Genomic DNA, 23,174 nt, shown 5'->3' with positions numbered 1-23,174 from the left:
ATACCAACGAACGCCGACCTCCTGCTTGGTGATCAGGTTGTACGGCCCCCCGGTGGTCGGCGCACCCTCGTCGTAGATGTTCCTCGTGAACTTGCGCCCGCCCCGAGTCTCGTCGATGCGTTGATTGTCACATTCGGTGAGGCGATCCGATCGTCGCAGTGTGACGGTCGCCGGCACGAACCGCCACCGTCGCGCCCCAGCCGTCACGCTCCGCTACTGAGGGGCGCGAATTCTAGCAACCCTTTACACGACCGTCATCATCTCAACAGGCGAATCGCAACATCTTCTGGCAGCATCGGCTGGCATGTGCGGACTTGCGGGAGAGTTCCGCCGTGACGGTTCACGTGCCGATGTCGGCGCGGTGGAGCGCATGGCGGCCACGATGAGTGACCGGGGGCCGGACGACAGCGGCGTGTGGGCGCAGGGGCCGACCGCCCTGGGGCACCGCCGCCTGAAGATCATCGACCTCTCCGCCGCGAGCGGACAGCCCCTCGTGGACGCCGCCGCCGGGCTGACCGGCGTCTTCAACGGCTGCATCTACAACTACCGGGAGCTGCGGGCCGAACTCCAGGCCAAGGGCCACCGGTTCTTCTCCTCCGGCGACAGCGAGGTCGTGCTCAAGGCGTACGCCGAGTGGGGCCTCGATTTCGTCGACCACCTGATCGGCATGTTCGCCGTCGCGATCAGCGAGCGGGACACCGGCCGGCTGGTGCTGGCCCGGGACCGCCTCGGCATCAAGCCGCTCTACGTGGCCGAGTCGCCGGGCGTCGTACGCTTCGCCAGCACCCTGCCGGCGCTGCTGGCCGGCGGCGGGGTCGACACCTCCATCGACCCGGTCGCGCTCGCGCACTACCTGAGCTTCCACAGCATCGTGCCGCCGCCGCGGACCATCCTGCGCGGTGTGGCCAAGCTGCCCCCGGCCACCGTCCGGGTCTACGAGCCGGGCGGCCGTACCCACGAGCGGGTCTACTGGGACCCGTCGTTCACCCGCAACGCCGACCACGCCCGCTGGTCCGAGAAGGACTGGCAGGACGCCCTGCTGGAGTCGCTGACCACCGCCGTACGCCGGCGGATGGTCGCCGACGTGCCGGTCGGTGTGCTGCTCTCCGGCGGCCTGGACTCCAGCCTGGTGGTGGCCCTGCTCGCCGGCGAGGGCCAGCGCGGGCTGTCCACGTTCTCCATCGGCTTCGACGCCGTGGGCGGGCGGGAGGGCGACGAGTTCCGCTACTCCGACCTGGTGGCGAAGACCTTCGACACCGACCACCACCAGATCAAGGTGCCGACCGGGGACCTGGTGCCGCCGTTGGAGGCGGCCGTCGCCGCGATGAGCGAGCCGATGGTCAGCCACGACTGCGTCGCGTTCTACCTGCTCAGCCAGGAGGTCGCCCGACACGTCAAGGTCGTGCAGTCGGGCCAGGGCGCGGACGAGATCCTGGGCGGCTACCACTGGTACCCGCCACTGGCCCGGGTCGCCCGGGAGGACGCGCTCGACACGTACGCGGCGGCGTTCTTCGACCGGGACGCGGCCGGGCTGGCCCGCGTACTCAACAGGGAGTGGCTGGCCGGCGGCGACCCGGCACGGGAGTTCGTGGCTGCACACCTGGCGCGGGCGGGCGCGGAGACCGCGGTCGACGCCGGCCTGCGGATCGACACCCAGGTGATGCTGACCGACGACCCGGTGAAGCGGGTCGACAACATGACCATGGCGCACGGGCTGGAGGCCCGGGTGCCGTTCCTGGACCACGAGTTCGTGGAGCTGGCCGCGAGCTGCCCGCCGGAGCTGAAGCTGGCGCAGGGCGGCAAGGGCGTGCTGAAGGAGATCGGCCGCCGGGTCCTCCCGTACGAGGTCATCGACCGGCCGAAGGGCTACTTCCCGGTCCCGGGCCTCACCCATTTGGAGGGCAAGCTCCTCGACCGGGTACGCGACGCCCTCACCGCACCGGAGGCCCGCCGCCGGGACCTGTACCGCGCCGACTACGTCGACACGCTGCTCGCCGACCCGAACGCCGAACTGACCCCGTTGAACGGAAACAAGCTGTGGCAACTCGGACTCCTGGAAATGTGGCTCCAGAGCCACGGAATCGCCTGACCGTGTCGGACACCCTCGCGACCGGGGTGGCCATCGCGGACCAGGTGCGCGGCCGGAGCCGGCGGTTCGAGCGGGTCGGGCCGGGCGGCGACCCGGTGGCGGCGACCGCCGGGCCGGCCGAGGACGGCGCCGGCGACGAGCGCGCCGACGGCGTGGTGCTGGACTGCGGCTGGGGCCGGCTGGTCTTCGGCCAGACGTTCACCGACCAGGCCGCCGTCGCCGACGTGCTGCGCTCGGAGGCGGCCGGCGCCCGGGACATCTGCATCTACCTGCGTGACCCGCACGTGCTGGTTTCCCGCCTGCCGGACGAGCTGTTCATCGACCCGTCGCTGACCTACCGGCTGCCGCTGGACGGCGGGCGGCCCGACGCCCCGGAGGTTCCCGGGCTGCGGATCCGGCCGCTGCGCGACGCGGACGACGCCGACGACGTCAACCGGATCTACGCGGCCAACAGCATGGTCACCGCCCCGGTGGACGTGCTGGTGGCCAACGCGGACAACGACCGCTTCCTGCACCTGGTCGCCGAGGACGCGGCCGGCGAGATCGTCGGCACCATCACCGGCGTCGACCACGTGGCGGTCTTCGACGACCCGGACAACGGCGCCAGCCTGTGGTGCCTGACCGTGGACTTCAACGCCGCGCCGCCCGGCACCGGCCAGGCGCTGATCACCGAGCTGGCGGCCCGGCTGGTCGAGCGGGGCCGGGCGTACGTGGACCTGTCCGTGCTCGCCGAGAACGCCGGGGCGATCCGGCTCTACGAGCGGCTCGGCTTCTACCGGACGACCACCCTCTGCGTGAAGCGGAAGAACCCGATCAACGAGCGCCTCTTCCTGCCCGCCATGCCCGAGGGGTACGACCGGCTCAACCCGTACGCGAAGATCGTCGCGGACGAGGCGATGCGCCGCGGCATCCGGGTCGAGGTGACCGACCCCTCCTGGGGCGAGCTGCGGCTGAGCAGCGGCGGCCGGACGATCCTCACCCGGGAGTCGCTGTCCGAGCTGACGTCGGCCGTGGCGATGAGCCGCTGCGACGACAAGCGCGTCACCCGCCGGATCCTCGCCCGGGCCGGGCTCTCGGTGCCGCGCGGCCGGACCGCCACCGGTGACCAGGCCGATGCGGCGTTCCTCGCCGAGGTGGGCCACCTGGTCGTCAAGCCGGCCCGGGGTGAGCAGGGCAACGGCATCACGGTCGGGGTGACGACACCCGACGCACTGAAGGCCGCCGTCGAGCTGGCCGCCCGGTTCTGTCCCGAGGTGCTGCTGGAAGAGCTGTGCACGGGCGAGGACCTGCGGGTCGTCGTGATCGACCACGAGGTGGTGGCCGCGGCGGTACGCCGGCCGGCGTCGATCACCGGCGACGGGGTGCACGACATCGCCGAGCTGATCGAGCGGCAGAGCCGACGCCGCGCCGCCGCGACCGGCGGCGAGTCCCGCATCCCGCTGGACGACATGACCCGCGACGTGGTGACCGAGGCCGGGTACGCGCTCGACGACGTGCTGCCGGAGGGGGAGGTGCTCGCCGTCCGGCGGACCGCCAACCTGCACACCGGCGGCACCATCCACGACGTCACCGCCGAGCTGCACCCGGCGATCGCCGAGGCGTGCGTCACCGCGAGCCGGGCACTGGACATCCCGGTGACCGGGCTGGACCTGCTGGTGCCCGCGCCGGACCGGCCGGAGCACGTCTTCATCGAGGCCAACGAGCGCCCGGGCCTGGCCAACCACGAGCCGCAGCCGACCGCCGAGCGCTTCGTCGACCTGCTCTTCCCCGGCACCCGGGCCCCTCAGCGGTTGTGGTCCCCGGCGGGTGCGGCAAGCTCGGGGACATGACCGCGAACAAGCCCGCTCCGCTCCCCCTCGACCTCGACTACCTGCGCCAGGTGCTGTTGGAGCTGCTGGAGATCCCGAGCCCGTCGGGGCGTACCGACCACGTGCAGCAGTACGTGGGCGAACGGCTGGCCGCGCTCGGGATCCCGTCGACGCTGACCCGGCGCGGCGCGCTCAGCGCCTGCCTGCCCGGTCCCCGTACCACCGGCGCGGACCGGGCGATCGTGGTGCACACGGACACCATCGGCGGCATGGTGAAGCGGCTCAAGGAGAACGGCCGGCTGGAGCTGAAGCCGATCGGTACGCACAGCGCCCGCTTCGCCGAGGGCGCGCACGTCCGGATCTTCACCGACGACCTGGACCGGGTGATCACCGGCCAGGTGCTCCCGCTGAAGGCGAGCGGCCACCGCTACAACGAGGCCGTCGACTCCCAGGGCATCGGCTGGGAACTGGTCGAGGTGCGCGTGGACGAGCCGGTCGACGACATCGCCGGGCTGCGCGCGCTGGGCATCGACGCGGGCGACTTCGTGGCGCTGCTGCCCAACCCGCAGATCACCCCGTCCGGGTACGTGAAGTCCCGCCACCTCGACGACAAGGCCGGCGTCGCCGCCGTGCTGACCGCGTTCAAGGCGATGGTCGACGCGGGCGTCACCCCGGCGGTCACCGCACACCTGCTGATCACGGTGACCGAGGAGATCGGCCACGGCGCCTCGCACGGCCTGGACCCCGACGTGGCGGAGATCGTCTCGGTCGACGCGGCCGTGGTGGCCCCCGGTCAGCAGTCCCGGGAGAACGCGGCGACGCTGGCCATGGGCGACGGGGTGGGCCCGTTCGACTACCACCTGACCCGCAACCTGGCGTCGATCGCCCGGGAGCACCAGGTCGACCTGGTCCGTGACGTGTTCGACTACTACCGCTCGGACGTGGCGGCGGCCGTCGAGGCGGGCGCCCACGCCCGGGTGGCGCTGCTCGGCTTCGGGGTGGACGCCACCCACGGCCACGAGCGCACCCACCTGGACGGGCTGCGCCACCTGACCCAGTTGCTCTGCCTCTACCTCCAGTGCGACCTGGTCTTCCCCGAGTGGGACGCGGAGCCGGAGGGCGACCTGGCGGACTTCCCGTCGCTGGCCGTTCAGCCCGCCAACGAGGAGGGCCCGCGCGAGGGACCGATCGGGATCACCGCCGCCTCCTGACCGCGCCCGTCGGCGGGCGGCAGGTCGACGGGCAGCGTGCTGATGCGGGCGAGCACCGGCGGGGCGGAGACGACGGCCACGGCGATCACCAGCACCAGCGCCACCTCCTCGGCCCACTCCGGGCCGGCGGCCGCGCCGATCGGCTGGCTGAGGATCCAGAGGACGAGCACCGCCGCGGCCCAGGCGACCCACGCCCGGACCCGCCGGCGTGCTCCGCGGGCCGGTCGCGGCGGCCCGGATCCCGCTTCCCTCGTCACCATGAGCCGATGATGACCCGCGGCTCACTCCCGCGCAGGCAGTTCCGCATGTCGAGTAGCCGGCGGGACGGTGAACAGCGGGAACGCACTCCCGGTGGTGCCTGTGATCGAAATCCGTTGCCCGGGCCATCGGGCTCTGGATAGCGTGGCGGTACACGGGAAAGGAGGTGGTCCAGACTTGTATAGCAATCGGACTCGTGAGGTGGCTGTCCGCTAGCCGCTGTCCTCGACAGTAAATCCGTCCGCCCCGCGAGGGGTGGGCTCAGGCACCATCGTCGAGACCGTGTGGCAGCGGTGCGGCGAATCCACGACAGCCACCCGACCCCCGGGGTGCCGGCCCAGTCCAGCCGGCCCGCGCGCGAGCGCGGAAGCCCCGGGGGTCGTTTCATCTCCGGGGAGATCACCGTGTCGATGCGCGAGCTGGTGGTGCTCGGGACGGCCAGCCAGGCGCCGACCCGGGTGCGCAACCACAACGGGTACGTGCTGCGCTGGGACGACGAGGTGATCCTCTTCGACCCGGGCGAGGGCAGCCAACGGCAGCTGCTGCACAGCACGGTCACCGCCACCGACCTGACCCGGATCTGCGTCACCCACTTCCACGGCGACCACTGCCTCGGGCTGCCCGGCATGATCCAGCGCCTCTCCCTCGACCGGGTCCCGCGTCCGGTGGCGGTGCACTTCCCGGCCGGCGGCGCCGAGTACTTCGCCCGGCTGCGGCACGCGTCGAGCTTCCACGAGACCGCCGAGCTGGCCGTCGAGCCGATCGACGCCGACGGGCAGCGGATCACGCTGCGCGGCGGCACGCTGGAGGCCCGCCGGCTGCGCCACCCCATCGAGACGTACGGCTACCGGCTGGTAGAGCCGGACGGGTGCCGCATGCTGCCGGAGAAGCTGTCCGCGTACGGGATCGTCGGCCCGGCCGTCGGCGAGCTGCTCCGCGTCGGCCACCTCGACGTCGGCGGACGTCGCGTCACCCGGGACGAGGTGAGCGTCCCCCGGCCGGGGCAGCGGTTCGCCTTCGTGATGGACACCGGCCTCTGCGACGGGGTGTACGCCCTGGCGGAGCACGCCGACCTGCTGGTCATCGAGTCGACGTTCCTGGAGTCGGAGGCCACGCTCGCCGCCGAGGCCGGCCACCTCACGGCGGCGCAGGCCGCGCGGGTGGCCAGCGAGTCGGGCGTACGCCGGCTCGTGCTCACCCACTTCTCCCAGCGGTACGCGGACCTGGCCCGCTTCGCCGACGAGGCCCGGAAGCACTTCGACGGTGACCTGGTGATCGCCGAGGACCTGATGACCGTGCCGGTCCCGCCCCGGCGGGTACCCTCGGCCGGATGACGATCACGCTGCGTCCCGCCACCGCGGACGACCTGATGGCGGTCGGTGCGCTGCACCAGCGGTCCCGGGTCGCGGCGTACTCCTTCTTCCTGCCGCCCGAGGCCCTGGCCGAGCCCACCGGCGAGGCGATGGGGCGGTACTGGACCGAGCGGTGGGGCTGGGAACGGGACAGCCACCGGATGACGCTCGCCGAGCGGGACGGCACGCTGGCCGGCTTCAGCTACGTCGGCCCCGACGACGAGGGCGACCCCGCCACCGGCCTGCTGTACGCGATCCACCTGGAGCCGGCCGAGCAGGGCCGCGGCGTGGGACGCGAGCTGATGATCGACGCGTTGGCCGCGATGCGGGCGCGCGGTTGGCGTCGCGCGGCGCTCTGGGTGCTGCGGGAGAACACCAACGCGCGGCGCTTCTACGAGCGCGGGGGCTGGACGCCGACCGGCGCGGAACGTGAGGACCGGATCGGGTCCGTCCTCACCCCCCAGCTCCGCTACGCCCGCGAGGTGTGAGGGAGCGTTCGCTCTGAGCGGATCCGGGCATGCGCCCCGACCCGGCGGCGTTGCCAGCGGCATGGACATCGATCGCACCGCCTCCGGCCCGGCCGAGGAGGCCGCGCTGGACGCGTACTCCCAGGTCGTCACGGCGGTGGCGGCGCGGGTGCTGCCGAGCGTGGCCGCGCTCTCCGTGCGGACCGCCCGCGGCGGCGGTGCCGGCTCCGCCGTCACCGTCGGCACCGACGGCCTGCTGCTGACCAGCGCCCACGTGGTGGAGGGCGCGCGGGACGGCTCGGCGACGTTCGGCGACGGCACCGAGACCCGGTTCCGCGTCGTGGGCGCCGACCCGCTCTCCGACCTGGCGGTGCTCCGCGTCGAGGAGACCACCGTGCCGCCGGTCGAGCTGGGTGACGCCGACGGGCTGCGTATCGGCCAGCTCGTCGTGGCCGTCGGCAACCCGATGGGGCTGGCCGGCTCGGTCACCGCCGGGGTCGTGTCCGGGCTCGGGCGGTCGCTGCCGGCGCGGGACGGCCGGGTCACCCGCCTCATCGAGGACGTCATCCAGACCGACGCGGCGCTCAACCCGGGCAACTCCGGCGGCGCGCTCGCCGACTCCGCCGGCCGGGTGGTCGGGGTGAACACCGCGGTCGCGGGGTACGGGCTGGGCCTCGCCGTACCCATCAACGCCACCACCCGGCAGATCATCCGCGACCTCACGGCCCACGGGCGGGTACGCCGGGCCTGGCTGGGGGTGGCGAGCGTGCCAATGCCGCTGCCCCCGGAGATCGTCGCGCGCACCGGCCAGCGGCGCGGCCTGCGGGTCGTGGAGGTGGTGCCGGGCAGCCCCGCCGGGATGGCCGGCATCTACCTGGGCGACGTGATCCTGTCCGCCGGCGGCCGGCCGGTCAGCGACGGCCAGGGGCTGCAACGGCTGATGCTGGGCGACGCCATCGGCAGCCGGCTTCCGGTGACCGTGCTCCGCAAGGGCGCGCTGGTCGACGTGGTCGCGGTGCCGATGGAACTGAACCGCTGACCGGGTCGGCGGCGGCGTGAGAGAAGGGCCCCTGGTCTGACGAGGGGCCCTTCTCTCACCGCTCAGCGGGCGCCGAGGTGGGCGAGCAGATCCTGCCGGGTGAGCACACCCTTGGGCTTGCCGTCGACCAGCACGAGGGCGGCGTCGGACTTCTCCAGCAGGGCCACCGCCTCGCTGACCGGTTGGCCGCCGCCGACCATCGGCAGCGGGTCGGCCATGTGCCGCTCGATGGTGTCGTGCAGGTGGGCCTGCCCGGTGAAGAGCGCGTCGAGCAGGTCCTTCTCCGCGATCGACCCGGCCACCTCGCCGGTCACCACCGGCGGCTCGGCCTTCAGCACCGGCAGCTGCGAGACGCCGTACTCGCGCATGTAGTCGATCGCGTCGCGGACCGTCTCGGTCGGGTGCACGTGCACCAGCTCGGGCAGAGCGCCCGGCTTGGCGGCGAGCGCGTCGGCGACGGTCGGCTCCGAGCCGGAGTTGTCCAGGAAGCCGTACCGGGCCATCCAGTTGTCGTTGAATATTTTGGACAGGTAGCCCCGGCCACCGTCCGGCAGCAGCACCACGACCACGTCGTCCGGGCCGGCCTTGCGGGCCACCTCCAGCGCCGCGACGACCGCCATGCCGCAGGAGCCGCCGACCAGCAGCCCCTCCTCGCGCGCCAGACGGCGGGTCATCTCGAACGACGCCTTGTCGGAGACCTCGATGATCTCGTCGGCGACGCCCCGGTCGTAGGTCTCCGGCCAGAAGTCCTCGCCGACGCCCTCGACCAGGTACGGGCGGCCGGTGCCGCCGGAGTACACCGAGCCCTCCGGGTCCGCGCCGACGATCCGGACCCGCCCCTCGGACGCCTCCTTCAGGTAGCGGCCGATGCCGGAGATCGTGCCGCCGGTGCCGACACCCGCGACGAAGTGGGTGATCCGGCCCTCGGTCTGCTTCCACAGCTCCGGCCCGCTGGTCTCGTAGTGGGAGCGGGGGTTCGCCGGGTTCGCGTACTGGTTGGGCTTCCAGGCGCCGGGGATCTCCCGGGCCAGCCGGTCCGACACGTTGTAGTAGGAGCGCGGGTCCTCCGGGGCGACGGCGGTCGGGCAGACCACGACCTCGGCCCCGTACGCGCGCAGCACGTCCTGCTTGTCCTGGCTCACCTTGTCCGGGCAGACGAACACGCACCGGTAGCCCTTGAGCTGGGCCACCAGTGCCAGCCCGACGCCCGTGTTGCCGCTGGTCGGCTCGACGATCGTGCCGCCCGGCTTGAGGATGCCCGCCTTCTCGGCGTCCTCGACCATGCGCAGGGCGATCCGGTCCTTGACCGACCCGCCGGGGTTCAGGTACTCCACCTTCGCCAGGACGGTCGCCTGGATGCCCTCGGTGACGTTGCGCAGCCGTACCAGCGGGGTGTTGCCGATCAACTCGACGACGTTGTCGTAGTACTGCACCTGGTTGTGCCCTTCTCCTCCGGCGCCGCCGGGTGGGCGGCCGGGCAGACGAATACTCGCGCCCAGCCTACGTGCCGTCAGCCGACCACCTCGCCCGGGACGACGGACGCGCGGCGCTTCTCCCACTCCAGGAAGCGCTCGGTCTCCGCCAGCACGCTGCCGGCCAGCCAGGTGACCATGACTGCGTCGTCGGCCAGGCCGAAGATCGCCAACGGGATCTCCGGCAGCAGGTCGACCGGCGAGACGATGTACGCCGTCGCCGCCGTCATCAGGGCCAGCCGCAGGCCGCCGTCGTACTCCCCCCGGGCCGTCGCCCGGATCATCCGGGGCAGCGCGGCCAGCCGCGCCCCGAGTGACGGCCCGCCCCGGGCCCCGACCATGAGCGCGCGGGCCAGCGCGGTGAACGCCGCGCGCCGTTGCAGTGTCTTCCCCATCTCGTCGCTCCCTCCCGAACGTCAGGGTGCCGCCCCGGCGCAACCGCGGCGGGGGTCGTGGGAACAGGTACCCGGACACGTCGATTTCCAGGCACCGGCGTGCCGTGACGGTGACAGCGGCATGTCGCAAGGTCGCGATAATGTCGGTGCATGGGGGTCGCTGGTTCCGTCGTTCCGGCCGGTCCGCGCTGGCGCACCGTCCGGCGGGTCGCCCGGATGGTCGCGTTCGGCACGGGCGCGACCGCGGCGGCCGCCGTCGCCACCGGCGGGGTGCTGATCGGCCAGGCCCGCCAGGCCCGCCGCACCATTCCGATGGCCGAGGCCCCGCCGCCGCGCTGTGACGGGGTGTACGGCGCCAAGCTGCCCGGCCCCGCGATCACCATGGTCATCCTCGGCGACTCCTCCGCCGCCGGGTACGGCGTGCACCGCCGCCGCGAGACGCCGGGCTCGCTGCTCGCCACCGGCCTGTCCCGGCGGCTGCAACGGCCGGTCCGGCTGCACCGGTTCGCCGTGGTCGGCGCCCTCTCCGCCGGTCTGCGGCACCAGGTCGAGGCGGCGCTGGAGTGCCACCCCGACATCGCCGTGATCCTGGTCGGCGGCAACGACGTCACCAACCGCACCCCGCCCGCGCTCGCCGTGCGCTACCTGGTCGAGGCGGTCACCGCGCTGCGCGCCGCCGGCTGCGAGGTGGTCGTCGGCACCTGCCCCGACCTCGGCGCGATCCGGCCCATCCAGCCGCCGCTGCGCTGGCTGGCCCGCCGGTGGAGCCGGCAGCTCGCCGCCGCCCAGACGGTGGCCGTGGTCGAGGCCGGCGGCTGGACGGTCTCCCTCGGTGACCTGCTCGGCCCCCGGTTCGCCGCCGAGCCGGGCCGGATGTTCGCCTGGGACCGGTTCCACCCGTCCGCCGAGGGGTACGCCGTGGCCGCCGCCGCGCTGCTGCCGACGCTCCTCTCCGCCCTGGGCGCCGGTCAGGAACGCAGGGCTGCGCTGACCCGGGTGGAAGGCGTACGGTCGCTGCCGGAGGCCGCCCAGGAGGCGGCGCGGCACGCGGGGACCGAGGTCAGCGGCGCCCAGGTCCGGGGTCGCGACCGCGGCCCGGCCGGTCGGTGGGCACAGCTTCGCCGACGGGCCTTCTTCGGTGTCGGCGCCGTGCCGCAACCCGGTCCGGCCGCGGACGCACCGACTGTGGAGGGACTGGCATGACCGAGCGAATCGACCCCCGGCCGGTGTCGTCGTGACCGGCCACCTCATCCCCTCGGGCCTCGCCGGCCGGTTGGGTCGGGCGGCGGCGCTCTCGCTGGCGGCGGGAGCGGTGGGCGGCGCGGCCGTCCTGGCCGGTCAGGCCTTCGCCGCGCGGCACCGGCCGTACGCCCAGCCGGAGCTGGGCCTGGCCCTGCGGGCCACGATCGGGCGCGCCGACGCGCCACCGCTGCGGCTCGTGCTGCTCGGCGACTCGTCGGCACTCGGCGTCGGTGTCGACCGGCTCGAGGACACGATCGGCGGCCAGCTCGCGCACCTGCTCGCCGAGGGCCCGACCGGGCGGCTGGTGCACCTGTCCAGCGTCGGTGTCTCCGGCTCCCGCTCGACGGACCTGGCCACGCAGGTCGCCCGGGCGCTGCTCGGCGAGCGTCCCGACGTGGCGGTGATCCTCATCGGCGCCAACGACGCGACCACGATGCGCCGGCCGGCCGACGCCGCCGCGTACCTCGGGGCGGCCGTGCACCGGCTCCGCGAGGCCCGCGTGGAGGTCGTCGTGGGCACCTGCCCCGACCTCGGTGCGGTCCGCGCGATCGCACCGCCGCTGCGGCACCTGGTTGGCTGGTCGGGCCGGCGGGTCAGCCGGGCGCAGACGGTCGCGGTGCTGGACGCCGGCGGCACGGTGGTCGACCTGGCGACCGAGACCGGGCCGGTCTTCCGCGCCGACGCCGGCACCCTCTGTCACGACGGGTTCCACCCGTCCGCTGACGGCTACCGGGTGTGGGCCCACGCCCTGCTCCCGGCGGTCGCGGCCGCCGGCGAGGTCGCCTCCCGCCACTGACCCGGGGCGCCCCTCCCCGCGTCCGGGGTGACATTTCCCGCCGCCCGTGCGGCTTCCGCACGATGTTACTGGCGGGTTAACGTAAGTTCATGCCGACTGAGTCGTCTCGCGACGCCGTCATCGTCGCCACCGCCCGCTCCCCCATCGGCCGGGCGCACAAGGGGTCCCTGCGCGACGTCCGCCCGGACGACCTCGCCGCGACCATCGTGCAGGCCGCCCTCGACAAGATCCCCCAGCTCGACCCGACCGAGATCGACGACCTCCACCTGGGGTGCGGTCTGCCCGGCGGTGAGCAGGGCTTCAACATGGCCCGCGTGGTCGCCACCCTGATGGGGCTGGACGGCCTGCCCGGCGCCACCCTGACCCGCTACTGCGCGTCCTCGCTCCAGACCACCCGGATGGCGATGCACGCGATCCGGGCCGGTGAGGGTGACGTCTTCATCTCCGCCGGTGTCGAGACCGTCTCCCGGTACGCCCGGGGCAACTCGGACGGCCTGCCCCCGGAGGCGCAGGCGCTGGTCGGCGGCGGCTGGGAGAACCCGCGCTTCGCCGCCGCACAGGAGCGCTCGAAGGCCCGCGCGCAGGGCGGCGCCGAGGTGTGGACCGACCCGCGTGAGTCCGGCGAGCTGCCGGACATCTACCTGACCATGGGGCAGACCGCGGAGAACCTGGCCCAGGTGTACGACGTGACCCGCGCCGACATGGACGAGTTCGGCGTACGCAGCCAGAACCTCGCCGAGAAGGCGATCGCCGACGGCTTCTGGGCCCGCGAGATCACCCCCGTGACCACGCCGGACGGCACCGTGGTCAGCACCGACGACGGCCCCCGCCCGGGTGTCACGCTGGAGGCCGTCTCCGGCCTGAAGCCGGTCTTCCGGCCCGACGGCAGGATCACCGCCGGCAACTGCTGCCCGCTCAACGACGGCGCCGCCGCCGTGGTGATCATGAGCGTCCAGCGGGCGAAGGACCTCGGGCTCACCCCGCTGGCCCGGATCGTCTCCACCGGTGTCACCGCGCTCTCCCCCGAGATCATGGGCCTGGGCCCGGTCGAGGCGTCGAAGCAGGCCCTCAAGCGGGCCGGCATGACCATCGACGACGTCGACCTGGTCGAGATCAACGAGGCGTTCGCCGCGCAGGTGATCCCCTCGTACCGGCAGCTGGGCATCCCGGTCGAGAAGCTGAACGTGATGGGCGGCGCGATCGCCGTCGGCCACCCGTTCGGCATGACCGGCGCCCGGATCACCGGCACGCTGCTCAACGCGCTGGAGTGGCACGACAAGAGCATCGGTCTGGAGACCATGTGCGTCGGGGGCGGCCAGGGCATGGCGATGGTCCTCGAGCGCCTGAGCTGACCGACCCCGCGTCCGGCCCGCCGACCCACCCCGGGTCGGCGGGCCGTCGCGTCGAACAGCGGTCGTCACCCTCGTGGGCGGGCCGTCGCGTCGACTGCCGGCCGTCGCCTTGGTGGGCGGTCGCCTCGTCGGTCGACGGGTCGACGTGCCGGCACGCCGGCGGGTTGGCGTCGGGCCGATCCCGGGCGGCGCGGCCGGCTCGGGTCAGAGCGCGGTACGGGTCGCCGCCACCTCGTCGGCGGCGCGGGCCAGCGTCTCGGCGGAGGGGCGGGCGGCCACGAGATCCGCGGCGACCACGCGGAGCTGGTCCGGCAGGACCAGGTCGTTGGCGAGGCGGGGCACCGTGCGACGGGGCTCGCCCTCGGCGTCCGCGGCGAGGTTCGCGATCTCCTGCACCAGCCGGTGCACCAGATCCGCCCGGGACACGTTGCCCGCGGCGGCGACGGCGGCCCACCGCGGCTGCTGCCAGTGCCCGACCTGCCGCACGAACAGCTCGACGCCCCGCGTCAACTGCTCCCCCGGATCACCCACCCCGCGGAGTCTACGCCCCCCACTCTCCCGCGATCTTGCAGTTTCGGCCCCCGTTTCGTCCGGCTAGGGGCGTTCTGTCGGGGCAGAAAGTGCAAGATCGCGGGGAGGGAGCCCGGGGCGAAGACGGCGACGCCCGGCCTCGCGGAGCGGGGCCGGGCGTCGCCGTCTACGGGGTGGGCGGTCAGTCGTCGCCCTGGAAGTAGCTGAGCAGGCGCAGGATCTCGATGTAGAGCCAGACGAGGCTCACCAGGATGCCGAACGCGGCGACCCAGGAGTAGCGCTGAGGCAGACCCATCCGGACGCCGTCCTCGACCTCCTTGAAGCTCAGCACGAAGCTGAGCGAGGCGACGACGATGCAGACCAGGCTGAAGCCGATCGCCAGCGGGCTGCCGTCACGCAGGCCCGTGTTGATGTCGAAGAGCGCCAGCACCAGGTTGATCAGCATGACCGCGAACAGGCCGGCCATGACGGCGATCAGGCCGCGCACGAACCGCGGGGTCGCCCGGATGACCTTCGCCTTGTAGAGGACGGCCATCAGGAAGAAGACGCCGAAGGTGGCGGTGACGGCCTGGAGCACGATGCCGTCGTAGAACGACTCGAAGAACTTGCTCACCATGCCGACGAAGACACCCTCGACGACGGCGTACGTGACGACCAGGGCCGGGTTCGCCATCCGCGAGAACGAGATGATCAGACCGAGCACCAGGCCGACCACGGCCGCGCCGATCCACGCGACGCCGAGCAGCGAGTCGGGCACCAGCACCCACGCGGCCGCGGCGGACACGCCGAGGATGCCGAGCAGGGTGACGGTCTTCACGACCACGTCGTCGACCGACATGGTGTTGACGGTGGGCGGCGCGGCCGGGTAGCCGGCCTCCGTCGGGTACTGCTGGGGGTAGCCGGGCTGTCCGTACGGCCCGGTCGGGGCGTACCCGGCGGCGCGCTCGCGCTCGGCCGCCTGGCCGAGCCGGGCGAGCACCGGGTTCGAGGTCTTCACTGTCTGGCCTCCCTCAGGGGGTCGTTGCACGTCAACGTGCAGACTCAAGGATAGACGCCCCCGCCATTCCGTGGAGATCGCAAAGCTGAGGGATGGCTGAAAGTGCCCGGGGCGGGGGTCGAACCCGCACGCCTTGCGGCAGCCGCTTTTAAGGCGGCCGTGTCTGCCGTTCCACCACCCGGGCCGGTGTCACCGGCGTTCGACGAACGGACCCGGACGCTGCGGCGCCGTGCGCCACCGGCCCGTCCGACACGCCTGGTGCAGTGTCACCGTAGCGGTTCCTCGGCGACCCGGCGTACCCCGACGCCTGGCCGGCACTAGGGTCGAGGCCGTGAGCAGCGCAGCCCCTCCGGCCCCCGACGCCGCCGACCAGGCTGTCCGCCCCGCCAACAGGCTCTCGCTCCGGCATTGGCCCGCCCGTCTGCCGGCCGCGCTCGCCCGCCGCCGCGTGGATCTCGCCGTCGCGCTGTCGTTCGTGGTGCTGGCCGGATGGCTCACCCAGGGCCTCTGGCCCGATCCCGGGGCGCGCGTCCTGTCGCTCAACCCCGAGGACCAGGCGCTCTACGAGTGGTTCCTCGCCGTCGACGCGCGGGCGCTACTCGGCGACTTCGACCTGCTCACGGATCGGCTGAACGCCCCCGACGGCGTGAACATGATGACCAACACGACGGTGATCGCCCTGGGGATGCTGCTGGCCCCGGTCACCCTCCTGCTCGGCGCGCCGGTCACGTTCGCCCTGCTGGCCGCGGCGAACCTGGCGGGCACGGCGACCGCCTGGTACCTGCTCTACACCCGGACGCTGCGGGCCCGGCCGGCCGCCGCCGCGGTGGGCGCCGCGCTCTGCGGGTTCGGCCCGGGCATGGTGTCCCAGGCCAACAGCCACCTGCACATGACGGCGCAGTGGCTGGTCCCGGTGATCGTCTGGCTGGTGGTCCGGCTGCTCCGGGCCGCCGACCCGGGGCCCGCCACGAACCCGGCCGCCACCGGCCCGGCCGCCGCGGACCCGGCCGACCGGGACGCGGCGGCCACGGTCGTCGCCGGGCCGGACCGGCGGCGCGTCGTCACGTCCGCGCTGGGTCTGGCGGCGGCGGTCAGCGTCCAGGTGTTCATCGGCGAGGAGGTGCTCTTCCTCACCGCACTCACGCTGCTGGTGATGACCGTCACGTACGCGGTGCGGGACCGGGACCTCGCCCGTCGCGCGCTGTCCGGCTTCGCCGGCGGGATGATGCTCGCCAGCGGGACCGCCCTGCTCGTGCTGGGGTGGCCGCTGTGGTTCCAGTTCGCCGGGCCGCAGGGCGTCGCCGACGGGATGTTCAGCCCCCACTACTTCTCGACCGACCTGCGCAGCTGGTGGGCGGTGTCGCCGCTGTCGCTCCTCGGCACCGACTCCTCCGCCCGGCTGACCACCGGCCCGGCGGAGTACAACACCTTCCTCGGCTGGCCGCTGCTGCTGGTCGCCGCCGCCTGCGCGCTCTGGCTCGGCCGCCGCCCGCTCGTGGTGGCGTGTGTGGTCGCCACCCTCGTGATGGGGTCGCTGTCGCTCGGCCCGCGGGTGGTGCTCGACGGCGACCGGAGCGCCCTTCCCGGGCCGTACGCCCTGCTCGCCGGTCTGCCGGTGGTGGACGGCGCGCTGCCGATGCGGTTCGCGCTCCCGGCGCTGCCGCTGATCGGCACGGTGCTGGTGCTGGCGGTCGACCGCGCGCTGCGCGGTGGCGGCCGGGCCCGCGCGTGGGTGCCGGTGGCGGTCGGCGCGGCGCTGCTGCCGCTGTTCCCGCTTCCGCTGCCCACCGCCGCCCGCCCGGCCGTGCCCGAGTTCATCACGGCCGGTCACTGGCGGCAGTGCGTGGCGCCCGGCGGCGTACTGGTCCCGGTGCCGCTCGCCACGCCCCGCGAACCGTGGCCGATGCGCTGGGCGACGGCCGCCGACGCCGAGTTCGGCATGCCCGAGGGGTTCTTCATCGGGCCGTACGGCCGGAACGGCACGGCGGCGATGGGTACCGCCCGGCGGCCCACCGCGGTCCTGCTCGACCAGGTGTGGAAGCGGGGGCTCCAGCCGGTCGTCGAGGAGGAGCAGCGGCGACAGGCCGCCCGGGACGCCGACTTCTGGGGTGCCTCCTGCGTGGTGCTGGCCGTCGACACGCGGCACGTCGACGGCCTGCGCGGGACGCTGGAGCAGCTCTACGGACCCTCGACCCGGATCGCCGACGCCTGGATCTGGCGGGTCTGACCAGGCATACGAAAGGGCCCCTTCCAGGCGGAAGGGGCCCTTTCCCACATGTCAGCGGGCGCCGGCACCGACCGGCTGGGAGGCCTCCGCGAACTCCTCGCGCGGGTCGTGCAGCTGGCCGAGGGCGACCACCTCACGCTTGAGGAAGAACGCCAGCGACCAGTCGACCACGACCCGGACCTTGCGGTTGAACGACGGGATCCGGCTCATGTGGTACGTCCGGTGCATGAACCAGGCGGGCCAGCCCTTCATCTTGACGCCGTACACCTGGGCGACGCCCTTGTGCAGGCCGAGGCTCGCCACGCTGCCGGCGTGCTTGTGCTTGTAGTCCACCGGCTCCCGGCCGCGGACGACGTTGACGATGTTGTCGGCCATCCGGGCCGCCTGGCGCACCGCGTGCTGGGCGCTCGGCGAGCAGTAGTTGCCCGGCTCCTTCGTCAGGTCCGGCACCGCCGCGCAGTCACCGGCGCTCCACGCGCCCTCCACGACCCGGTCGCCGTCGACCACCTGGAGGGTCGGCAGGCAGGTGATGCGGCGCCGCTCGTCGCGCGGGAAGTCGGTCCGGTCCAGCATCGGCGAGGGCTTCACGCCGGCCGTCCAGACGATCGTGTCGGACCGGAAGGTGTCGCCGTCGGAGAGCTTCACCACCCCGTCGACGCAGGACTCCAGGCGGGTGTCCAGCCGGATGTCCATGTTCCGCTTGAGCAGCTGCTGCACCGTGTAGGCGCCCATGTCGCGGTCGACCTCGGGCAGCACCCGCTGGGTCGCCTCGACGAGCACCCAGCGCATGTCGTCCGGCTTCAGCTCCGGGTAGTAGCGCAGCGCGTCCCGGGCCATGTCCTCCATCTCGGCGAGCGCCTCGATGCCCGCGTACCCGCCGCCGACGAAGGTGAACGTCAGGGCGCTGCGGCGGACCTCCGGGTCCGGGGTGGCGGCGGCGACGTCCAGCCGGTCCAGCACGTGGTTGCGCAGGTAGATGGCCTCACCGATGGTCTTGAAGCCGATGCCGTGCTCGTGCAGGCCGGGGATCGGCAGCGTCCGGGAGACCGAACCCGGGGCGACCACGACGTGGTCGTACCGGATCTCGCGGGTCGGGCCGACGATCGGCTGGACCACCGCGGTCCTGGTGGCGTGGTCGATCCGGGTCACCGCGCCGGCGAGGACCTTGCACTTGCGCAACTCCCGCCGCAGCGGCACCACGGAGTGCCGGGGCGAGATGTTGCCGGCCGCCGCCTCCGGCAGGAACGGCTGGTACGTCATGTGGGGCTGGGGGTCCACCACGATGACCTCAGCCTCACGCGAGCTGAGCTTCTTCGACAGGCGCAGCGCCGCGTACAGGCCGACGTGACCGGCACCCACCACAAGGATCCGCTTCGGATTCACGTCATCTATCTTTCCCCGCGCGGCTCCGCTAATCCCGCGCGCGCCCCCTCGTTGTGACGGAGCACAACCCCTGTGACCTGCGTAACCCTGGTTCCCGCAGGTCAGGGGCGCCGCAGCAGCCACCCCAGCAACGCCGTCACCGCCGCCGCGACCGCCAGGCCGGCGACCGTCGCGGCCTGGAGACCGCTCTCCCCGCCGACGCCCGCCAACTCCACCAGGAGCACACCCAGCACCGCGGCGCCGAGGACCACCGCACCGGCCCGCAGCAACCAGCGCAGGACCAGGTCCGGATCCACCACCGCGTCGTACGGCAGCACCGCGGCGAGCGCGCACAGGGTGTGCGCCAGGTAGAGCAGCGCCGCCACGGCGAGCAGCCGCCACAGGGTGATCGTGCGGCCGTACCCGTCGGTGGCGACCAGCCAACCCGCCACCGTGACCAGCGCCGCGAGGGTCGGCCAGACGCGGCGCGGCGACAGCGCCGGCAGGAGCGCCACCAGCAGCAGCGCCGCCAGCGGACGCCCGAGCAGCACCTCCGACGGGTACGCGAGCACCAGCCCGAGCAGGACGCTGAGGAAGATCCCGGCACGTACCAGCAGCGGCACCGGGCCGGTCCGGGCCACGGCCGCCCGGGTCTCGCGCACCCGCGCGACGACGACGTTGATCATCTGCGCCCGCCTTCGTTCGCGACCGCGGGACTCCGCTCCGCTGCGTTCCTCGCGCTCACCGGGTCCCCGCCCTCGGGGCGGTGGCCAGCCGGGCCACGTCCCGCAGCACCTGGTCGAGGCTACCCGCCCCGGCCCAGCGCACCACCGGCACACCGTGCTCGCGCAGCTGCTCGATCATCGTGTCCCGGTCCAGCCGCCACAGCCGGTACGCCACCTCGGCCCAGCCCCGCCCCTTCGGCGGCGGCAGGTCGGCGGGCAGGGTGTCCACCGCCACCACGAACCGGCCGGAGCGGGCGAGCCGCGCGAGCATCTGCGCGGACCGCTCGTCGAGGAGCGGGGTGAGGACGACCGCCAGCGCGTCCGGCGAGATCATCTGGGTGCCGAAGGCGAACTCGGAGGGGTCGTGGGGCGAGTCTCCGGCCTCGACGTCCAGCAGCCACTCCAGCACCGTCAGGTAGTGGCGCCGGCCGGTGCCCGGCCGCAGCCGCCGCGCCGCGGGCCCGTACTCCTGGAGCGCGACCCGGTCCCCGCGGTGCAGGTAGTGCTCCGCGATCGCCGCGGCGGCCCGGACGGTGGTGTCCAGGACCGATGCCGCTCCGCTGACACCGCCGGACGTGCCCGCCTCGGCGAGCACGTCCAGCAGCACCACCACCTCGGCGTCCCGGTCGGAGAGGGTCGCCGCCACGTGCAGTTGCCGGGCGCGCAGGGAAACCCGCCAGTCGATCCGGCGCAGCCGGTCACCCGGAGCGAAGATCCGGACACCCGCCAGCTCCCCGCCCTCGCCGGGCCGGCGGGAGTGGTGGGCGCCGACCAGCCCGGCGGCCCGGGGCATCGCCTCGACCGCGTCGAAGGGCTCGGTGACCGGGTAGACCCGGACCCGGGCCGGTTCGACGATCACCGCCCGGGAGACGAGCAGGCCCTGCGCGGCGGCCACCCGGGCGCCGGCCGGGCCGAGCGGGTGCCGGCCCCATCGCCGGGCCGTGCCGGTCAGCTCCAGGTCGACCGCCGCGTCGGGCGGCACCGAGGTCGCGAACGGGCGGTCCACCACCGAGGGGACGCGCTCCGAGGCGGTGGCGGTGGTGGCGCCGGCGAGCGTGGCCCGCTCCACCCGCAGCCACGGCGACACCCGGGTACGCAGGACCGCCACGTCGTACCCGACGAGGTCCGGGTTTCCCACGCTGACCGTGCCGCTCAGCTCCCCGCCCTCGACCAGGTCACCGTCGGCGGCGGTGATCCACACCTGCGGCGCCGTGCCGGGCCGGCGACGCATGGCGTACGCGGTGCCCAGCGCGATCGGCGCGGCCAGCACGATGAGGTCGACCCGGCCCAGCAGGACGCCGGCGATCAGCAGCAGCCCGGTGAGCAGCACGGCCCGGCCCAGCGCCGGGGTCGGCACCCAGCCGGTCTCCGGCTCCGTCGGCGGCACCGCGGGTTCCGGCTCGGCCACCGCGTACGGGGGCGGGGCGGGCGCCGTCATCAGAGCCCGGGCCGGCCGGCCGCGTAGCTGGGGAGGGCACCGCTGGCGGGGGCCGGCGTGCCGGCCAGCACCTCACCGACCACGAAGGACGGGTCGACCCGGCGCAGCCACATCTCCGGGCGCAGTGTGATGCGGTGCGCGAGCGCCGGCACCGCGACGTCCTTCACGTCCTCCGGCACGACGTAGTCCCGGCCCCCCATGACGGCCCGGACGCGGGCCAGCAGGAGCAGCGCCAGCGAGCCGCGCGGCGAGGCGCCGACCAGCACCGACGGGTGCTCCCGGGTGGCCGCGGTCAGGGCCACGATGTACCGGCCGACCGAGTCCTCCACGACCACGTCCTCCAGCGCGGCCTGCATGGCGCGCAGCGTCGCCGAATCGACGACCGGCTTGATCTCGGCCTCCTCGCGGCGGCGGGCCATCCGGCGACGCAGCACCTCCCACTCCTCCCCGTGGTCGGGGTAACCGAAGGAGACCCGGAGCAGGAAGCGGTCCAGCTGCGCCTCCGGCAGCGGGTACGTGCCCTCGTACTCGACCGGGTTCGCCGTGGCGAGCACGTGGAAGGGCTCGTCCAGCCGGTACGTGACGCCCTCCACCGAGACCTGCTTCTCCTGCATGGCCTCCAGCAGCGCCGACTGGGTCTTCGGCGGGGTGCGGTTGATCTCGTCCGCGAGGAGCAGGTTGGTGAAGACCGGGCCGGCGCGGAAGGCGAAGTCGCCGCTGCGCTGGTCGTAGAGGAAGGAGCCGGTCACGTCGGCCGGCAGGAGGTCGGGGGTGAACTGGAGGCGGCGGAAGTCCAGCCCCAGCGCCTGCGCGAAGGTGCGGGCGGTCAGCGTCTTGCCCAGGCCGGGCAGGTCCTCCAGGAGCACGTGGCCGCCGGCGAGGATGCCGGCGAGCACCAGTTCCAGCGACTCCCGCTTGCCGACCACGACCTCGCCGACCGCGTCCAGCACCGCCCGGGCGAGGTGGCCGACCTCGGCGGGTGGCATGGTCCGGGCCACGTCGTTCATATCTTCTCCAGTTCGGCGACGATCGCCGCGAGGTCACGCGGCGACGGGGGGCGGCGGGAAGGCGCGGCGAGGAAGGTCCACAGCGGGTCACCCAGCAGGGCCCGGGCCCGGGCGGGATCCGTCTCCCGGGTCAGGCCGTGGCGCTGGCGCAGGCGCTCGTCGGCGAGCTCACCGAGGCGGGGCAGGATCCGCTCGGCGAACCGCTCACGGTTGCCCGACGCCCAGTCCAGCGGTCGTTCCCACCCGTTGATCGCGGTGCGCAGCGCGTCTCCGGTGGGCATGGCCCTGCCCTCGTCCGTCTCGGCCCGGCGAGCGGCGGGACCTGGTGGTGGCGGCGGGGCCAGGGCGGCCACGATCCGGCGTACCGTGAACAGGGCGACCACCCCGGCCACGAGGACCAGCAGCGACACCCGCAGGCCCACGGCCCGGAGACCGGCTACCAGGACGACCACGACGGCGGCCACGGCGACGAGCGTCCGCAGCACCTGCCCGGCCCGGCCCCCGGAGCGCGGCCGGCGTGGCGGCCGGTCCTCCTCGGCACTGAGCAGGTCGTCGATGCTCGTGCTGCTCATGCCGCCGCCTCCCGGGCGCGCGGCGCGGGAGCACCGCGTCCGATCGGCTCGTTCACGCCCCCACCCCCGCCACGGCGGTCAGTTCGCCCCGCAGCCGGCGCAGGGCGGCCCGGGCCTGGTCGCGGGTGCTCTCGTCCACGGGCCGTGTCGCGTACCGGGCCTCCCGGAAGACGTGCGCGAACTCGGCCAGCACGTCCGCGCTGGCGATGGCCGGGACGCCCGCCGCCGCGTCGCCGCGCAGCAGTCGGGTGACCAGGTCGGTGGGTGTGTCCCCGGCGAGCCGGGGCACGCCGGCTCCGGCGGCGGCCTCTTCGAGGCGTACCCAGCAGGCGATGACCGCAGTGCGCGGGTCGGTGTCGGCGTCGTCCAGGTCGACCAGGCCGGCGTCGAGGGCCGCCACGACCTCTCGCGCGGTGCCCTGCGCCGTACTCCGGGGGCGATGCGCGGGAAGCCGCCGGGTGACCCGCCGGACCGCGCCGCGCACCAGCGTCACGGCGAGGTAGCCGAACGCGGCGAGCAACGCCAGGCCGAGCAGCACCAGCGCCGTCGTGGCGATCCACGGCGGGATGCGGGTGCGGGTCTCGTCCGCCGACTCGCGGGGCTCGACGGGGATCGAGGGCGCCGGCTCGGCGGTCGGGTACTCCGGGATGAAGGGCACGTTCTCCGCGGCGGGCGGGATGCGGCTCGCGCCGAGCGACGAGTGCGCGGCCGTGATCGCGGCGACGGCGAGCAGGGCGGCGACCGCGGCGACGGGCCACCACCTGCGCAGCACGCTGAAATCCATGCCGGCCTACCCTGCCGCCGTCGGGGCGTACGGTGGGGGTCGACGCGTAC

At 73.9% G+C, this 23,174-nt stretch carries 21 protein-coding genes and 1 tRNA gene; 10 read left to right on the top strand and 12 right to left on the bottom strand.

The window, feature by feature from the left end:
- The first annotated feature begins 304 nt into the window (after positions 1–304).
- The 3 genes from HCJ94_RS26225 to HCJ94_RS26215 are packed head-to-tail and all read left to right on the top strand — an operon-like array spanning position 305 to position 5,108.
- Positions 305–2,089 carry an N-acetylglutaminylglutamine amidotransferase gene (locus HCJ94_RS26225; RefSeq protein ID WP_168003713.1) on the top strand — a complete coding sequence of 595 codons (1,785 nt, stop codon included), beginning with the start codon at positions 305–307 and terminating at the stop codon, positions 2,087–2,089.
- Between the two features lie 2 nt (positions 2,090–2,091).
- The gene (ngg, locus tag HCJ94_RS26220; RefSeq protein WP_168003712.1) at positions 2,092–3,918 is read left to right on the top strand and encodes an N-acetylglutaminylglutamine synthetase; all 1,827 of its coding nucleotides are present in this window, start codon (positions 2,092–2,094) and stop codon (positions 3,916–3,918) included.
- A complete protein-coding gene (locus HCJ94_RS26215) occupies positions 3,915–5,108 on the top strand; it encodes an osmoprotectant NAGGN system M42 family peptidase (protein WP_168003711.1) in 1,194 nt (397 codons plus the stop codon). Before ngg ends, HCJ94_RS26215 begins: the two co-directional genes overlap by 4 nt.
- On the opposite strand, the gene HCJ94_RS26210 is transcribed toward HCJ94_RS26215, so the two are convergent.
- A complete protein-coding gene (locus tag HCJ94_RS26210) occupies positions 5,048–5,368 on the bottom strand; it encodes a hypothetical protein (protein WP_168003710.1) in 321 nt (106 codons plus the stop codon). The two genes, HCJ94_RS26215 and HCJ94_RS26210, sit on opposite strands and share 61 nt — an antisense overlap.
- A gap of 402 nt (positions 5,369–5,770) precedes the next feature.
- Between HCJ94_RS26210 and HCJ94_RS26205 the strand changes: the two genes are divergently transcribed.
- From HCJ94_RS26205 to HCJ94_RS26195, 3 genes are all read left to right on the top strand, one after another.
- Positions 5,771–6,700: a ribonuclease Z gene (locus HCJ94_RS26205; RefSeq protein WP_168003709.1), complete on the top strand. Its 930-nt coding sequence runs from the start codon at positions 5,771–5,773 to the stop codon at positions 6,698–6,700.
- Positions 6,697–7,206, top strand: a complete 510-nt coding sequence (locus HCJ94_RS26200) for a GNAT family N-acetyltransferase (protein WP_168003708.1) — start codon at positions 6,697–6,699, stop codon at positions 7,204–7,206. The genes HCJ94_RS26205 and HCJ94_RS26200 overlap by 4 nt, the downstream gene beginning before the upstream one ends.
- A gap of 61 nt (positions 7,207–7,267) precedes the next feature.
- Positions 7,268–8,224 carry a S1C family serine protease gene (locus tag HCJ94_RS26195; RefSeq protein ID WP_168003707.1) on the top strand — a complete coding sequence of 319 codons (957 nt, stop codon included), beginning with the start codon at positions 7,268–7,270 and terminating at the stop codon, positions 8,222–8,224.
- A gap of 62 nt (positions 8,225–8,286) precedes the next feature.
- Here HCJ94_RS26195 and HCJ94_RS26190 read toward each other — a convergent pair whose 3' ends face one another.
- Both HCJ94_RS26190 and HCJ94_RS26185 read right to left on the bottom strand, forming a co-directional pair.
- Entirely contained in the window at positions 8,287–9,657 is a 1,371-nt protein-coding gene (locus HCJ94_RS26190; protein ID WP_168003706.1) for a cystathionine beta-synthase, read from the bottom strand.
- A 77-nt stretch (positions 9,658–9,734) separates the two neighbouring features.
- The gene (locus tag HCJ94_RS26185; RefSeq protein ID WP_168003705.1) at positions 9,735–10,091 is read right to left on the bottom strand and encodes a YkvA family protein; all 357 of its coding nucleotides are present in this window, start codon (positions 10,089–10,091) and stop codon (positions 9,735–9,737) included.
- 150 nt (positions 10,092–10,241) lie between these two features.
- Here HCJ94_RS26185 and HCJ94_RS26180 point away from each other — a divergent pair, with 150 nt between their 5' ends.
- The 3 genes from HCJ94_RS26180 (at position 10,242) to HCJ94_RS26170 (ending at position 13,481) form a co-directional block, all read left to right on the top strand.
- Positions 10,242–11,294: an SGNH/GDSL hydrolase family protein gene (locus tag HCJ94_RS26180; RefSeq protein ID WP_168003704.1), complete on the top strand. Its 1,053-nt coding sequence runs from the start codon at positions 10,242–10,244 to the stop codon at positions 11,292–11,294.
- Between the two features lie 31 nt (positions 11,295–11,325).
- Positions 11,326–12,129, top strand: a complete 804-nt coding sequence (locus tag HCJ94_RS26175) for an SGNH/GDSL hydrolase family protein (protein WP_168003703.1) — start codon at positions 11,326–11,328, stop codon at positions 12,127–12,129.
- Between the two features lie 89 nt (positions 12,130–12,218).
- Positions 12,219–13,481: an acetyl-CoA C-acetyltransferase gene (locus HCJ94_RS26170; RefSeq protein ID WP_168003702.1), complete on the top strand. Its 1,263-nt coding sequence runs from the start codon at positions 12,219–12,221 to the stop codon at positions 13,479–13,481.
- Between the two features lie 204 nt (positions 13,482–13,685).
- Here HCJ94_RS26170 and HCJ94_RS26165 read toward each other — a convergent pair whose 3' ends face one another.
- From HCJ94_RS26165 to HCJ94_RS26155, 3 genes are all read right to left on the bottom strand, one after another.
- A complete protein-coding gene (locus HCJ94_RS26165; protein ID WP_168003701.1) occupies positions 13,686–14,012 on the bottom strand; it encodes a hypothetical protein in 327 nt (108 codons plus the stop codon).
- Between the two features lie 181 nt (positions 14,013–14,193).
- Positions 14,194–15,009 (bottom strand): Bax inhibitor-1/YccA family protein, encoded by an 816-nt coding sequence (locus HCJ94_RS26160; protein WP_168003700.1) that lies wholly within the window; start codon positions 15,007–15,009, stop codon positions 14,194–14,196.
- A gap of 103 nt (positions 15,010–15,112) precedes the next feature.
- A tRNA-Leu gene (locus tag HCJ94_RS26155) sits at positions 15,113–15,193 on the bottom strand.
- A gap of 147 nt (positions 15,194–15,340) precedes the next feature.
- Here HCJ94_RS26155 and HCJ94_RS26150 point away from each other — a divergent pair.
- Positions 15,341–17,236, top strand: a complete 1,896-nt coding sequence (locus HCJ94_RS26150; RefSeq protein WP_309227438.1) for a hypothetical protein — start codon at positions 15,341–15,343, stop codon at positions 17,234–17,236.
- Between the two features lie 51 nt (positions 17,237–17,287).
- On the opposite strand, the gene HCJ94_RS26145 is transcribed toward HCJ94_RS26150, so the two are convergent.
- The 6 genes from HCJ94_RS26145 to HCJ94_RS26120 form a co-directional block, all read right to left on the bottom strand.
- Entirely contained in the window at positions 17,288–18,619 is a 1,332-nt protein-coding gene (locus tag HCJ94_RS26145) for an NAD(P)/FAD-dependent oxidoreductase (RefSeq protein ID WP_168003699.1), read from the bottom strand.
- A 101-nt stretch (positions 18,620–18,720) separates the two neighbouring features.
- Positions 18,721–19,281, bottom strand: a complete 561-nt coding sequence (locus HCJ94_RS26140) for a hypothetical protein (protein WP_168003716.1) — start codon at positions 19,279–19,281, stop codon at positions 18,721–18,723.
- A 58-nt stretch (positions 19,282–19,339) separates the two neighbouring features.
- The gene (locus HCJ94_RS26135) at positions 19,340–20,761 is read right to left on the bottom strand and encodes a DUF58 domain-containing protein (protein ID WP_168003698.1); all 1,422 of its coding nucleotides are present in this window, start codon (positions 20,759–20,761) and stop codon (positions 19,340–19,342) included.
- Positions 20,761–21,768 (bottom strand): AAA family ATPase, encoded by a 1,008-nt coding sequence (locus tag HCJ94_RS26130; RefSeq protein WP_168003697.1) that lies wholly within the window; start codon positions 21,766–21,768, stop codon positions 20,761–20,763. Before HCJ94_RS26130 ends, HCJ94_RS26135 begins: the two co-directional genes overlap by 1 nt.
- Positions 21,765–22,340, bottom strand: coding sequence for a hypothetical protein (locus HCJ94_RS26125; protein WP_168003696.1), 576 nt, complete (start codon positions 22,338–22,340; stop codon positions 21,765–21,767). The genes HCJ94_RS26130 and HCJ94_RS26125 overlap by 4 nt, the downstream gene beginning before the upstream one ends.
- 52 nt (positions 22,341–22,392) lie before the next feature.
- The gene (locus HCJ94_RS26120) at positions 22,393–23,124 is read right to left on the bottom strand and encodes a DUF4129 domain-containing protein (protein WP_168003695.1); all 732 of its coding nucleotides are present in this window, start codon (positions 23,122–23,124) and stop codon (positions 22,393–22,395) included.
- Positions 23,125–23,174 lie beyond the last annotated feature (50 nt).

This window comes from Micromonospora thermarum, assembly GCF_012034245.1.
In the GTDB taxonomy this organism is placed as follows: Bacteria; Actinomycetota; Actinomycetes; order Mycobacteriales; family Micromonosporaceae; genus Micromonospora; species Micromonospora thermarum.
Note: the sequence above shows the minus strand (reverse complement) of the source record. Positions and strands in the feature narration are given on the sequence as shown.

Coding starts and splice junctions, on each gene's coding strand:
- HCJ94_RS26120 (WP_168003695.1), bottom strand. CDS start 23,124: ATGGATTTCAGCGTGCTGCGCAGGTGGTGGCCCGTCGCCGCGGTCGCC.
- HCJ94_RS26215 (WP_168003711.1), top strand. CDS start 3,915: ATGACCGCGAACAAGCCCGCTCCGCTCCCCCTCGACCTCGACTACCTG.
- HCJ94_RS26135 (WP_168003698.1), bottom strand. CDS start 20,761: ATGACGGCGCCCGCCCCGCCCCCGTACGCGGTGGCCGAGCCGGAACCC.
- HCJ94_RS26225 (WP_168003713.1), top strand. CDS start 305: ATGTGCGGACTTGCGGGAGAGTTCCGCCGTGACGGTTCACGTGCCGAT.
- HCJ94_RS26185 (WP_168003705.1), bottom strand. CDS start 10,091: ATGGGGAAGACACTGCAACGGCGCGCGGCGTTCACCGCGCTGGCCCGC.
- HCJ94_RS26130 (WP_168003697.1), bottom strand. CDS start 21,768: ATGAACGACGTGGCCCGGACCATGCCACCCGCCGAGGTCGGCCACCTC.
- HCJ94_RS26200 (WP_168003708.1), top strand. CDS start 6,697: ATGACGATCACGCTGCGTCCCGCCACCGCGGACGACCTGATGGCGGTC.
- HCJ94_RS26210 (WP_168003710.1), bottom strand. CDS start 5,368: ATGGTGACGAGGGAAGCGGGATCCGGGCCGCCGCGACCGGCCCGCGGA.
- HCJ94_RS26125 (WP_168003696.1), bottom strand. CDS start 22,340: ATGAGCAGCACGAGCATCGACGACCTGCTCAGTGCCGAGGAGGACCGG.
- HCJ94_RS26170 (WP_168003702.1), top strand. CDS start 12,219: ATGCCGACTGAGTCGTCTCGCGACGCCGTCATCGTCGCCACCGCCCGC.
- HCJ94_RS26180 (WP_168003704.1), top strand. CDS start 10,242: ATGGGGGTCGCTGGTTCCGTCGTTCCGGCCGGTCCGCGCTGGCGCACC.
- HCJ94_RS26195 (WP_168003707.1), top strand. CDS start 7,268: ATGGACATCGATCGCACCGCCTCCGGCCCGGCCGAGGAGGCCGCGCTG.